This is a genomic window from Enterococcus sp. DIV1421a, from assembly GCF_051711025.1.
Lineage (GTDB): Bacteria > Bacillota > Bacilli > Lactobacillales > Enterococcaceae > Enterococcus_B > Enterococcus_B hirae.
Genome location: NZ_JBIOLU010000001.1, coordinates 1,345,910 through 1,359,821 on the forward strand (window position 1 = coordinate 1,345,910; position 13,912 = coordinate 1,359,821).

The 13,912-nt window shown below is 37.4% G+C and carries 12 protein-coding genes; 10 read left to right on the forward strand and 2 right to left on the reverse strand.

What is annotated here, in order from left to right; translation table 11 throughout:
• Positions 1 to 46: 46 nt before the first annotated feature.
• Both recJ and IGK21_RS06180 read left to right on the forward strand, forming a co-directional pair.
• Complete coding sequence (recJ, locus tag IGK21_RS06175; RefSeq protein ID WP_034697793.1) at positions 47 to 2,344, forward strand: single-stranded-DNA-specific exonuclease RecJ; 2,298 nt, start codon at positions 47 to 49, stop codon at positions 2,342 to 2,344.
• A 13-nt stretch (positions 2,345 to 2,357) separates the two neighbouring features.
• Positions 2,358 to 2,870, forward strand: coding sequence for an adenine phosphoribosyltransferase (locus IGK21_RS06180; protein ID WP_010719261.1), 513 nt, complete (start codon positions 2,358 to 2,360; stop codon positions 2,868 to 2,870).
• Positions 2,871 to 3,145: 275 nt separating this feature from the next.
• Here IGK21_RS06180 and IGK21_RS06185 read toward each other — a convergent pair whose 3' ends face one another.
• Positions 3,146 to 3,364, reverse strand: coding sequence for a hypothetical protein (locus tag IGK21_RS06185; protein ID WP_010719260.1), 219 nt, complete (start codon positions 3,362 to 3,364; stop codon positions 3,146 to 3,148).
• A 507-nt stretch (positions 3,365 to 3,871) separates the two neighbouring features.
• On the reverse strand, positions 3,872 to 4,495 hold the full coding sequence (gene lexA / locus IGK21_RS06190; RefSeq protein ID WP_010719259.1) for a transcriptional repressor LexA: 624 nt from the start codon (positions 4,493 to 4,495) through the stop codon (positions 3,872 to 3,874).
• Between the two features lie 148 nt (positions 4,496 to 4,643).
• On the opposite strand from lexA, the gene IGK21_RS06195 reads away from it, so the two are divergent.
• From IGK21_RS06195 to IGK21_RS06230, 8 genes are all read left to right on the forward strand, one after another.
• Positions 4,644 to 4,898, forward strand: a complete 255-nt coding sequence (locus IGK21_RS06195; RefSeq protein ID WP_034697797.1) for a DUF896 family protein — start codon at positions 4,644 to 4,646, stop codon at positions 4,896 to 4,898.
• Between the two features lie 98 nt (positions 4,899 to 4,996).
• Positions 4,997 to 6,991: a transketolase gene (tkt, locus tag IGK21_RS06200; RefSeq protein ID WP_034697800.1), complete on the forward strand. Its 1,995-nt coding sequence runs from the start codon at positions 4,997 to 4,999 to the stop codon at positions 6,989 to 6,991.
• A gap of 274 nt (positions 6,992 to 7,265) precedes the next feature.
• Entirely contained in the window at positions 7,266 to 8,126 is an 861-nt protein-coding gene (locus tag IGK21_RS06205) for a glucosaminidase domain-containing protein (protein WP_034697803.1), read from the forward strand.
• A gap of 136 nt (positions 8,127 to 8,262) precedes the next feature.
• Positions 8,263 to 9,189 (forward strand): cysteine synthase A, encoded by a 927-nt coding sequence (gene cysK / locus IGK21_RS06210; RefSeq protein ID WP_010719255.1) that lies wholly within the window; start codon positions 8,263 to 8,265, stop codon positions 9,187 to 9,189.
• Positions 9,190 to 9,353: 164 nt separating this feature from the next.
• On the forward strand, positions 9,354 to 9,794 hold the full coding sequence (locus IGK21_RS06215) for a Fur family transcriptional regulator (RefSeq protein WP_010719254.1): 441 nt from the start codon (positions 9,354 to 9,356) through the stop codon (positions 9,792 to 9,794).
• Between the two features lie 286 nt (positions 9,795 to 10,080).
• Complete coding sequence (locus tag IGK21_RS06220; RefSeq protein ID WP_181914960.1) at positions 10,081 to 11,433, forward strand: NADH oxidase; 1,353 nt, start codon at positions 10,081 to 10,083, stop codon at positions 11,431 to 11,433.
• Between the two features lie 406 nt (positions 11,434 to 11,839).
• Complete coding sequence (locus tag IGK21_RS06225; RefSeq protein ID WP_252703136.1) at positions 11,840 to 12,763, forward strand: hypothetical protein; 924 nt, start codon at positions 11,840 to 11,842, stop codon at positions 12,761 to 12,763.
• A 647-nt stretch (positions 12,764 to 13,410) separates the two neighbouring features.
• On the forward strand, positions 13,411 to 13,698 hold the full coding sequence (locus tag IGK21_RS06230) for a DUF5960 family protein (RefSeq protein WP_014834686.1): 288 nt from the start codon (positions 13,411 to 13,413) through the stop codon (positions 13,696 to 13,698).
• Positions 13,699 to 13,912: the final 214 nt, after the last annotated feature.

Consider the following 13,912-nt stretch of genomic DNA (forward strand, 5'->3'; position numbering starts at 1 on the left):
TTTTAAACTTTTCGTTTGCTATAATAACTAGGTTAGGGGTGAGCAAGTGAGACAAGCAAATTATGATTGGCAATTAAGTGAATCAGAACCGACTGAAATGTTTCTTCAAAGTATAAAGCAAGAGAATCTATCGCCTTTTATTGGCAAATTACTTTGGCAACGAGGCTATCGTGATGTAGAGAAAGTAAAAGAATTTTTGAATCCCAAACATCAAGAATTGCATGATCCTTACTTAATGCATGACATGGATAAAGCCATCAGTCGAATCCAAGAAGCGGTGATCAATGGTGAAAAAATAGTCGTTTATGGTGACTACGATGCAGATGGGATTACAAGTACGACAGTGATGAAAGAAACATTGGAGCTACTCGGCGCCAATGTCGAAACATTTTTACCCAATCGTTTTATCCATGGCTATGGACCAAACAAAGCCGTTTATCAAGAAAAAATCGATGCAGGTGCGCAATTGATCATTACAGTGGACAATGGTGTGGCTGGTCACGATGCCGTAGCTTATGCGCAACAAGCAGGTGTTGATGTAATCATCACAGATCACCATGAAATGCCCAGTGAATTACCTGAAGCCTACGCTATCGTTCATCCACGACATCCACAAGGGAATTATCCGTTTCCTGATCTAGCAGGTGTCGGAGTAGCTTTTAAAGTGGCAACAGCATTATTAGAAGAACCTCCTGCTGAATTTTTAGATCTAGTGGCGATTGGAACGATTGCAGACTTAGTATCAATGACAGGCGAAAATCGCACACTTGTTGCTTTAGGGTTAGATACGATCAAAGAAACCGAACGGATCGGTTTACAAGCTTTATTTAATGAAAGTGGCGTCTCTATGAAAGAAGCAGATGAAACGACCATCGGCTTTTCAATTGCCCCTCGGCTCAACGCGATTGGCCGAATGGGTGATCCTAATCCAGCTGTCGAGATGCTAGCTACCTTTGATGAGGAAGCGGCACTCACGTATGCCAAAAAACTCAACACGATCAATGAAGAAAGAAAAACAGTCGTTGAAAAAATTACCCAAGAAGCATTGGAAATGATTGATGAAACGAATCAGATCCACCTTCTTGCCCATCCTGGGTGGCATGAGGGAGTGTTGGGGATCGTAGCTGGTAAGCTGATGAATGCCACTGGTAAACCGACGATCGTCTTAACAATCAAAGAAGATGGTACAGCGAAAGGATCTGGTCGAAGTGTCGAAGCCCTGAATCTATATGAAATGTTAGATGCGATGCGTGACTTATTTACTTTCTTTGGAGGACACCATGCTGCTGTAGGGTTAACGATGCCTAGTGATAATCTTCAAGAATTACAAAAACGAATGAATCAGTATGTTTCCGAACAAAAAATTGATTTGACAAAAGGCGCAGCTTTACCGATCGACGAAGTCCTTACACCCAAAGATGTAACCATTGAATTGCTTAATGAATTAAAGTTACTTGCACCATATGGTACTGACAATGCGGTACCTCACTTTCTGTTTCGCCAAATCTTGGCTGAAAATGTGAAAAGAATTGGTACGAGTCAGCAACATTTGAAGTTAACATTGATGGAAGAAGCTAGTCCGTTAGATGCGGTAGCATTTGGTTTTGGCGACCAAGAAGCTGAGCTGTTAAATAATCCAGTGGATATCGTTGGTAAATTAGCTATCAATGAATGGAACGGTCGGAAAAAACCGCAATTGCTGGTATCAGACTTTGTTGTTGATGGATTTCAAATTTTTGATTGGCGTTCAAAGAGATACCGTCAGTTAACGAAGGTTGATCCACAAACATTGTATCTTGCGTTTGATCGCTCTTCTTTAAAAGAAATCTCTGGACTGGCTACAGACAATGTCCACGTGTTCGAAAGTGTGGAACATATCAAGCAGTTGATCCACGATAATTCATATCATTCCTTGCTGGTAGTTGATTGTCCAAATGATTTAGAAATATTAAAAGAAATCCTTGCCTTTGGTTCTTTCGATCGAATGTACTTATTAGGGATTTCTTATGAAGAAGCTTATTTGAATGGAGTTGGATCAAGAGAACAATATGCCAAATTGTTCAAACTAATCCATACACAAGAAAAAATAGATATTCGCTATAAATTAGGCTCAATTGCTCAATATCTAAAAATACCACAAAAATTATTAATTTTTATGATTCAGGTGTTTTTTGAATTGAAATTTGTTACAATAGAAGATGGCGTTTTGCAAAAGATCGCTAATCCCAAAAGTCATCCGTTGACTGATAGCGTGCGTTATCAGCAACGAATAAAAAAAATTAAAGTAGAGGAATTCTTATTGTTAAGTGATATTCCCTCTATTAAAAAAAGGTTAACAACCTAGGAGGAGACAAATAGTGGATTTAAAAAAATATATTGCAAGTATTCCTGATTATCCAGCAAAAGGAATTATTTTTCGTGACATCTCGCCCCTTATGGCTGATGGAGATGCCTACAGAGAAGCAACGAAACAGATCGTAGATTATGCGAAAGAAAAAAGAATCGATATGGTTGTAGGACCAGAAGCGCGAGGATTCATCGTTGGCTGTCCTGTAGCTTACGAATTAGGAGTTGGATTTGCGCCTGTACGTAAAAAAGGGAAGTTGCCTCGTGAAACGATCGAAGTAACTTACGGACTGGAATACGGTACAGATACATTGACACTCCATAAAGATGCGATCCAACCTGGACAAAGAGTTTTGATTTGTGATGACCTATTAGCTACAGGGGGAACGATCAAAGCAACCATCGAATTAGTAGAAAAATTGGGCGGTGTCGTTGTTGGCTGTGCTTTCTTGATCGAACTAATGGACTTAGATGGTCGTGAAAAAATCGAAGGATATGATATGATCACCTTGATGGAATATTAAACGATTTTTTGCTTAATAAACATTAAAAATAAATGTAAAAAGAAGTGGGACGTTAATCAGATTTTTTCTGACTAATTGTCCCACTCTCTTTTTTGTGAAGCAATCCTAAGCACGCTTGCTCACTATTTTTAGTTTGTGCAGGTGTATTTGTAAAAGTAGTCAATTGTTTTTTGATGGGGGGAACAATCGACTACTTTTTTGTGCATGAGCCGTTTTCTGACTCTTACATATGTGTTTTTTTTATTTCGTTATTCAGGATTCTTTATGGGTCAAGATCAAGAGTGTCTCGATCGATAATAGGAGTCTGGATAAAAAGTGTCATCATGAATCCGACGCCGTTCAGACTGACGGTATTTCTTTTCATCCCACAACATAAACCATAAAGCAAACAACGGAACAAAGATCAACAATGCTGTACGCATACCAAAATTACCAATAATAATGCCTAAAAATAATACCATTAATACTAAGCCAAGACGTCTCATTGATTTCATGATTTCTCACCTCATTATTTTATGCGAACAAAAGTTCGTATAATTAGTATACGAACTTTTGTTCGTTTTGTAAAGAGGGAAGAACAAAAAAGATCGAAATCTATGTGTGTAATACTCAGAATTTTTTTAAACCAGCACAGGTCATTTGCTTATTCACCGTATTCAAAGCAGTTAGCGGTATTTGATCTAAATCATGCCGCAGATCATGGTAGATAAACGACGATTGTAGTGGTACCAAATGAAAAAAATCGAAATGGAAATACGACAAAGATCGACAAAAAAGTAGGAGATCGGTGCATTTTATTTAAGGAGTGAGGAAAGCACAAGAGAAAAAACTCAGGCCGTTTATGGACACTTAATCATCGTTTATCCATCTTAATGCCCATTAAAGAACCCGAGACACTTTGCCCCGGGTTTTTCAGTCTTTATTGATAGATATAGCAGTTACTGCAAATAAATGAGTATGCGAGTAAGACCTTCACTTAAGTTTAGTCAAAAAAATCGTCTTTAATAGATATGACTGCGGTAGAGCCCAACGACTCGACCTAAAATAGAGACTTGATCTAAAATGATCGGTTCAAGAAGATCGTTTTCCGGTTGTAAACGAAAATGATTTTTTTCTTTATAGAATCGTTTACAAGTCGCTTCATCTTCGGCGGTCATTGCAATCACGATATCCCCGTTTTGGGCAGTTTCTTGTTTACGGACAATTACATTATCTCCGTCTAAAATTCCTGCATTGATCATACTTTCTCCGCGGATCGTCAACATGAACAAGCTTCCATCTTCAGAAGAAAGGTTAGGAGGGATCGGAAAGAAATCGGACGCATCTTCAACTGCTAAAATCGGTTCACCTGCAGTGACCACACCAAGCACTGGAATCGTGGAAGGTTTTACCCCTATTTTGGCTAATCCTTGTTTTGTTAATTCGATTGCACGTGGTTTCGTAGGGTCACGTTGAATAAATCCTTTTTTTTCCAATCGTGCAAGATGACCGTGAACTGTGGAGGTAGAAGAAAGCTGAACCGCTTCTCCGATCTCCCGAACAGTTGGTGGGTAGCCTTTTTGGGAAACTTGCTCGTGGATATATCGTAAGACTTCGATTTGTCTGGTTTCGGTTTGTCGGGCCACAGAGTACACCTTCTTTCAATTAATAATTAAATAGTACCACATAAAACTACTTCTTTCAAACAAATGTTCGTATTTAAAATATTTTATACTAGTTGTTTTTTTCGTAATTTTTATATAATATGAAGTAGAGTAAAAAGGAGGACTTGCTATGTTATCACCGGAAAAAATTACCCGCATCAACGAACTGGCCCAAAAAAAGAAAACAGAAGGCTTAACAGCTGACGAAGAAAAAGAACAATTGGCGTTAAGAGAAGAGTATCTGGCTGCTTTTCGTTCTGGGATGCGACACCATATCGAAGGGATGAAAATCGTTGATCCAGAAGGTAACGATGTCACTCCAGAAAAATTGAAAGAAATCCAACGTGAAAAAGGCTTACATCGTCGAGGAAATAAGTTTCAGTAATAATTACTAAAAAACATTGCTTTTTCTAGACGTATCTAATAAAATTAGTAAGTAAGAAATAAAGGTAAAAAAAACCTAAATTAATAGGAGGGGTTATTTTGTTCGACAAAATCGACCAACTTGGCGTTAACACGATCCGTACATTAAGTATTGAAGCAGTTCAAAAGGCAAATTCTGGACACCCAGGGTTACCAATGGGGGCAGCCCCAATGGCATATGCACTCTGGACGAAACATTTGAAAGTGAACCCAACGACTTCAAAAAATTGGGTTGACCGTGACCGTTTTGTCTTATCCGCAGGACATGGTTCGGCAATGTTATACAGCTTACTACATTTATCAGGTTATCAAGTCACAATCGATGACTTAAAACAATTCCGTCAATGGAATTCAAAAACACCTGGACATCCAGAGGTCAATCATACTGACGGAGTAGAAGCAACAACTGGACCGTTAGGACAAGGAATCGCTATGGCTGTAGGTATGGCAATGGCAGAAGCTCACTTGGCAGCAACCTATAACAGAGAAAACTTCAAAGTGGTAGATCACTATACTTATTCTCTTTGTGGCGACGGCGACTTGATGGAAGGCGTTTCGCAAGAAGCAAGTTCAATGGCTGCTCACATGAAATTAGGTAAATTGATCGTATTGTATGATTCAAATGATATTTCATTAGATGGTCCTACTTCAAAAGCTTTCACTGAAAATGTAGGAGCTCGTTATGAAGCTTATGGCTGGCAACATATTTTGGTTAAAGATGGGAATGATTTAGAAGCCATCAATCAAGCGATCGAAGAAGCAAAAGCTGAAACTGAAAAACCAACATTGATCGAAGTCAAAACAGTGATCGGCTACGGAGCTCCTAAAGAAGGAACTTCTGCTGTCCATGGGGCACCAATTGGCGATGATGGAATTAAAATGGCTAAAGGAGTGTATGGTTGGGAGTATCCTGATTTCACAGTTCCAGAAGAAGTAGCTGAAAGATTCCACCAAACAATGGTTGAAGAAGGGCAAAAAGCTGAAAATGAATGGAAAGAAATGTTTGAAAACTATAAACATGCTTATCCAGAATTAGCTCAACAATTTGAAGATGCGTTTGCTGGAAAACTTCCAGCTGACTGGGATGCTGAATTACCTTCTTATGAAGTAGGCGAAAGTCAAGCTAGCCGGGTTTCAAGCAAAGAAGTGATTCAAGAGTTATCAAAAGCAATCCCAAATTTCTGGGGCGGATCAGCGGACTTATCAGGTTCGAATAATACGATGGTCACTGCGGACAAAGACTTTACTCCAGAACATTATGAAGGTCGTAATATTTGGTTTGGCGTTCGTGAGTTTGCGATGGCAGCTGCGATGAACGGTATCCAGCTTCATGGCGGAACTCGTATCTATGGCGGTACATTCTTTGTTTTCGTTGATTACTTACGTCCAGCAGTCCGTTTAGCAGCTATTCAAAATACACCGGTCATCTACGTGTTGACACATGATTCAGTGGCGGTTGGTGAAGATGGACCAACACATGAGCCAATCGAACAATTAGCGTCTGTAAGATGTATGCCAGGTGTTCACGTGATTCGTCCAGCCGATGGGAATGAAACACGCGCTGCTTGGAAAGTAGCAATGGAATCGACTGATACACCAACGATCTTGGTTTTAAGTCGTCAAAATCTTCCAGTTCTGCCATCAACGAAAGAAGTGGCAGACGAAATGGTGAAAAAAGGAGCTTATGTACTATCACCAGCTCAAGGAGAAACACCAGAAGGTATCTTGATCGCGACTGGTTCTGAAGTGGATCTAGCAGTCAAAGCACAAAAAGAATTGGCAGCAGCTGGAAAAGATGTTTCAGTCGTTTCAATGCCAAGTTTCGATTTATTTGAAAAACAATCTGCAGAATACAAAGAAAGCGTCTTACCAAAAGCCGTAACAAAACGAGTAGCTATTGAAGCAGCAGCTTCATTTGGTTGGGAACGCTATGTTGGGACAGAAGGAACAACTATCACGATCGATCATTTTGGTGCTTCTGCTCCAGGAAATAAAATTCTTGAAGAATTTGGTTTCACAGTGGAAAATGTTGTAGCAACTTTCAACCAATTATAAAATGAGTTAAAGAAGTTTTACGACAAACGTTTAAGAACATCTGAAAAAAGGAGACTATTTTCAGATGTTCTTTTTTTGTAGTAGAAAATTAGAATAATGATTCGTGTTTAATATTACTTAATGTTTCTTTAACATTACGTTCGTGTTACAAAAAGAAAAATAGTAAAGATTGATTTGAGTTTCCCATAAATTAAAAGTATAATTTAATTAATTAAGATTGTTTAAAGATGGAAACTTTATCAAGAGTTTTTTATTTTTTTGAGGAGGAATTCGAATGCAAGAGCTGAAAACCCGCAGTGCCCGACACCAAAAGAATAAAAGAACCATGGTGATCAATAAAAAAGCGATTGCTCCTTTGATGGGGACAACTCTTTTAGTGGGGCCAATGATGGTTACAGCAGCACCGCAAAATGTACGAGCAGATGAGCAGGTCACACAAACGACTGCAGATCCACAAGCTTTCATCAATCAAATCGGTTGGGCAGCTTCTGAAGTGGCTGCAAACAATGATTTATATGCATCGGTCATGATTGCCCAAGCTTTATTAGAAAGTGCTTATGGCACATCTAGCCTGGCAAGTGCGCCAAACTATAATTTATTCGGAGTTAAAGGAAGTTATAGTGGTCAAGTCGTTTATATGGCTACAAAGGAATATCTTAATGGACAATGGGTCACGATGAATGAACCTTTCCGTAAATATTCTTCTTATTGGGAATCTCTGCAAGATCATGCCAACGTTTTGCGTTCAACTAGTTTTTCAACTGGAGACTATCATTATGCTGGTGTTTGGAAAAGTAATACCACGAGTTTTTACGATGCGACAGCATATCTAACTGGTCGTTATGCAACAGATCCGGGTTACGGAGCAAAATTGAACTCATTGATTAATACGTATAATTTAACCCGATTTGATACGCCTTCTTCTGGTACCACAACGACGACAAGTACTACCACAACGACTACTACGTCAACTACCTCTTCAACAAGCGGCAGCCAGACTTATAAAGTCGTTTCAGGCGATACTTTGTGGGATATCGCTCAGAAATTTGGTTTGTCAGTTGACGACTTAATGGCTAAAAATGGGATGACGATGTCTAACTATTCCTTATTAGTCGGACAAGAAATAAACGTTTAGTTAAATTAAGAGATAAAAACGGGAAAGGCTCTTCGCAGCTTTCCTGTTTTTTTACGTTGAAAAGGCGAATTATTCGCCAGAAGTTTCTTAGTTGTATTATCATTGAATAGAAGAAAATATTAAGGAGGAACTTAAAATGACACAAATTTATCATTCGATTACAGAATTGATTGGTCAGACACCGATCGTTAAGCTTAATCATTTGGTTCCAGAAGATTCAGCGGAAGTTTATGTGAAATTGGAATTTTTTAATCCTGGTGGTAGTGTAAAAGACCGGATTGCATTAAGTATGATTGAAAAAGCAGAACGGGATGGCCTTCTTAAGCCAGGAGACACAATCATCGAGCCGACTTCAGGAAATACAGGGATCGGATTAGCCATGGTTGGGGTAGCTAAAGGGTATAAAGTGATCATCGTGATGCCAGAAACGATGAGTATCGAACGACGCTTATTGATGAAAGGTTATGGTGCTGAATTACTGCTCACGCCAGGTAAGGATGGAATCAGTGGCTCAATCAAAGAAGCGAAACGTTTAGCAGCGGAAAATGACTACTTCTTGCCACTTCAGTTTGAAAATCCAGCCAATCCTTCTATCCATGAGAAAACAACTGGACATGAGATTCAAGAGGCGTTTGGTGTGAATGGGTTAGATGCTTTTGTAGCAGGGATTGGCACTGGAGGAACGATTTCTGGTGCTGGTAAAGAGTTGAAGCGAGTCTATCCAGCAATTGAAATCATTGGAGTTGAACCAGCCGAATCAGCGATTTTAGAAGGGAAAGAAGCAGGACCACATAAAATTCAAGGAATTGGGACAGGGTTTGTGCCAGATACTTTGGATACGAGCGTCTATGATCGGGTAGTTTCTGTAACAGGGGATCAAGCGTTAGCCACTGCTAGAGAAGTTGGAAAAAAAGAAGGAATCTTAGTAGGCATTTCATCAGGCGCAGCGATTGCTGCTGCTTTGGCAGAAGCGAAAGTGTTAGGTAAAGGAAAAAAAGTCTTAGCGGTTGTCCCAGATAACGGAGAACGTTATTTGTCAACAGCGCTTTATCAAGAAATGTAAAGAATTCTTACCACAACATTTAGACGTAATTAAGGAGATTTTTTCCTTAATTGCGTCTTTTTTCGCAATATTATGATTAATTTGAAATTTCTTTTCATGAAAAGTAGATTTTAAAAAGTAAAAATAGTATGATAGGACGAGAATAACAACGCGGGGTGTTAAAAATGGAGAATAAACTATTAGTTGAAGAAACAATCGAAAAATTGAAAAAGGAAAATATACGGATCACACCTCAGAGGTATGCAGTTTTAGAGTATCTGATTGAACATCATTCACATCCGACTGCTGACGAAATTTATCGTGCTCTGGAAGATCGTTTTCCGAATATGAGTGTGGCAACAGTTTATAACAATTTAAGATTGTTTACTTCAATTGGCTTTGTACAAGAGATGAAATTTGGGGATTCATCTAGTCGATTCGATTTTAGTTCAAAACGTCACTATCATGTGATATGCGAAAATTGTGGAAAGATCGTCGATTTTCATTATCCTGATTTAGCGGACATCGAAATGGCAGCTGGTCGATTGACGAACTTTGAGATCAATGAGCATCGTTTGGAATTATATGGTCGCTGTCCTGAGTGTCAAAAAGAACAAGCGATTTAGTTTGCTGAAAGTATTGATAAAAATATGAAAAAATAAAAAATTAGTCAGTTTGATAAACAAATCACTGACTTTTTTTTATTTTTTTCTCTTTCTTTCACAAAGGTTATAGTATATGTTTTTGTTTTCACAAGTAAATCGTGGAGTAATCAGCAATTGCGCAGGAGAATGAACAGAAAACAACAAGGTTGAATTTGTGAATTCACAAGCATTAAACTGTTGTATCCGTTTTATTTTTGCTATATTTAAACTTGTCGAAGGACAAATCGTTAATCGGAGGGATTCACATATGAAAGTTGTAGTAATTGGCTGCACGCATGCGGGTACAGCAGCTGTTAAAAGTATCTTAAAAAATCACCCAGAAGCGGATGTTACTGTGTACGAGCGAAATGATAATATTTCCTTTTTATCATGTGGGATCGCATTATACGTGGGTGGTGTAGTAAAAGACCCAGCCGGTTTATTCTATTCTAATCCTGAAGAACTACATTCTTTAGGTGCAACTGTAAAAATGGAACATGATGTAACTGACGTGGATACTGAAAAGAAAACTGTGACAGCCAAAGATCTAAAAACTGGTGAAGTTGAAATAGTTTCTTATGATAAATTGGTAATGACTACTGGCTCTTGGCCAATCATTCCGCCAATCAAAGGAATTGAATCAAAAAATATTTTGTTATGTAAAAACTATAACCAAGCAAATGAAATTATTGCACAAGCAGAAGATGCAAAACGGGTGGTCATCGTAGGTGGCGGTTATATCGGTATCGAATTAGTCGAAGCTTTTGTTGAATCTGGTAAACAAGTTACATTGATTGATGGTTTAGATCGTATTTTAAATAAATATCTTGATAAACCATTCACAGATGTATTAGAAAAAGAACTTGTCGACCGTGGAGTTACTCTAGCATTAGGTGAAAATGTTTCTGAGTTTATTGCGGATGAAGAGGGTAAAGTGAAACAAGTAGCAACTGCTAAAGAAACTTTTGACGCGGACATGGTCATCTTATGTGTTGGTTTTAGACCAAATACGACATTAGTTGATGGAAAAGTTGATACGTTACCTAATGGAGCCATCAAAGTTAATGAATACATGCAAACAAGTGATCCAGATATCTTTGCTGCAGGGGATTCTGCTGTAGTAAGTTATAACCCAAGTGGTACCCAAAATTATATTCCTTTGGCAACTAACGCAGTTCGTCAAGGATTGTTAGTAGGAAATAACTTGACTGAACATAAAATGGCGTATCGTGGAACGCAAGGAACGTCTGGACTTTACCTATTTGGTTGGACGATTGGTTCAACAGGGGTGACAAAAGAGAGCGCACCTATGAATAATTTAGAAGTCCAAGCAACGGTCTTTGAAGACAATTATCGTCCAGAATTCATGCCAACAAATGAAAAAGTGATGATGGAATTGGTTTATGAAAAAGGGACAAACCGCATTGTCGGTGCCCAATTCATGTCGAAATATGATATCACTCAATCAGCAAATACGATGTCACTGGCTGTTCAAAATAAAATGACCGTTGAAGATCTAGCGCTATCTGATTTCTTCTTCCAACCTCATTTTGACCGTCCATGGAACTACTTGAACCTATTGGCACAAGCTGCGTTGGGCGAAATCGAAACTGCACAATAAGCAATCAGCGAATGGTTGAACATTGTTTATTCGCTTTATAGCTATCAACGAGAGGTTGAGACAAAAGTGTTCAGCATCAAGAAATAAGAAGGAATTTCCGAAAATTGACAAGAAACACAAAAACTAGTTTTTGATGTTGATTGTTACCTACTTGGTGCTTCTCAAATTTTTGGTAAATTTCGGTTTATTTCCGAAGATGCTACTTTTGTCTCACCGTTTATTCGTTTTTTAGAGATACTAGAAGAGACTGAGACAACTTTTGTCCCAGTCCCTCTTTTTTTTACGTAAAGGTATCAACGGGTATTATCGAAACAAAAGAATCTTTTTTTCTAAAAATAAGAAAAAGAGATTCTTTTGTTTCTTTTTTATATGATAAAATTCAACTATTCTAATCAGGAGTGATGTTATGAACTTGTTTGAACGATCTTATATGTTGTTGGCACTCGCTTATGGGTTGGCTGATGCAGGAGATTTTAAAGCAGTCGGTGAAGAAGGAAAAAAAAATTATCAATTGTTATTCTCAACTTTTATTAAAATGCTTGAAAATGATGAACAGGAAGCATTGATTGACCGAGAGAAAAAACCAGCAATCATTGATTCCTTGAAAAGAACGATTAAATTTTATGAAATGAAAAATCCCAAAGAGTTACAGCAAATGATGGAAAACATGAAAAAAGATGATCCAACAGATTTTATAATTTTTCCAGCATATATCACTAAAAAAATTCAGGATCATGTATTTGGATTAATCCTTTATAGAAAAGAAGGACATTATTTAGTAGCGATGATTGATAAATTGGAAGATACGAACAGTGATCGTCCATCAGGTGTATTCACAACGATTCTTCCAGAAAAATTAAGTACTTTAAGTAAAATCATTTTCCAGACAAAATTTGAACATCACAAAGATAGTCGTTGCAATACAGCAAAAGTTATTCAGCAATTAGGCGAAGAAAAAATAGACCCTACATACCTCAACCTTAGTATGAGGGGATATAATGGAATGGCAAATTGTACGGTTAAAGAACTTTTTGGGACTTTTAGAGTCGTTCTCTACAACAGTCAGAAATCTATTTTTCAAGAGACAATAGCTACTGGGTTAAAAAAACTACCAGTAGAATTAAAAAGTAGAACAATTAAGCCAAAGGTAGGAAATACCAGAGATAATCGTAAGATGTTACTTGAAGCTTTTATAAAAGAAGCGAGATTTAATAAAAAACAAGTCAGTGCGTTGACTCATCTATATAACGTTTATTTAGAGCTTAAAGAACAACGAGAAAAAAGAATTGCTGAAAACCCCTATTATTTTTTGGAATACTCTCAGGGATAATTTACAGCAAGTTTTACCAATAGTATAATCAACGACTCAAGTTCGCCGCTTACTTTCAAAAAAAGTCAATCGTTTGATAATTTTAAGGTGTTCACCTCGTCAAAAAGGCAATTACCAAACTTGGGGGAGATTTTAAAAGGAATACTTGATGAAGAAAATATCCGTAAGAATCTTCATCATTTAACAAGAAATGCTAGTATAAATGCTAGTGTGAAAAATGAATTACATACAAGAAAACAACTGACATCAGATGATAAAAATCTGAGCGTCAGTAATAACAAAAAAAACGATTGTATTGATTATTACAGTAAAATGGATGTCAAATCCAAGTGAAAGTATATAGATAGTCAAGTCTATCAATTGAATGAAATAATTTGAAAAATTACTGATTTCTATATTTAAAAAATAGCGTCTTTTTAATATGCCTAGGTTTGTAAGGGGATAAGTGAGGAAGTAGTTTGAAAAAATTTAGGTCTAAATAAGCACATAGATAACAAAGTAGACAAAATTTAATATTATTTTGAGATAAAGTATTCTTTTAATTCTTAGACATAAAAGCTATAAGTTGTCTTTCAATTCGTTTTCTGACAAAATAAATAGAGGATGATGAAAATCATGTCAAACGATAACGAAGGAGCAATCAAATAATGGAAAAAGAATATTTTGTACAACAAGCAGCATTTCTGGATGATTATAAAAAAGAAGCAAAAGATGAAACGATCAATGTCGATCAATTAGCTGATCAAGTAATCAACCAATTGAATGAAACACAAGAGGATTATTATCTAATGAGTGGGGAAGTAGCGAAAGATGGCAATTCCCATCGTTTCCCATTCAGTCGTCGCGTTTATTCAGATGAAAACGACGGAACAATCAATACGGAGTATACTTATGAAGGAGAACCTTACGTCTTGCAAACGGAAGAAGATAAATAAGCAGTTCTCTAATCATTTAAAAAAAGTTCAGGTTTTTCAATCGAATGATGATTGGGAGACCTGGCTTTTTTTGCGACGGCAGATGCTCTTTGATAGAGCGAATATTATATTTATTCCGAAAAGTGAAAAAGTGAAACAAAAAATAAAAAACATATAGAAGTAAAGGAAAGCTACCTTGCCTCGAACAAGCTTTTTCCGTATACTGGATTTGAAG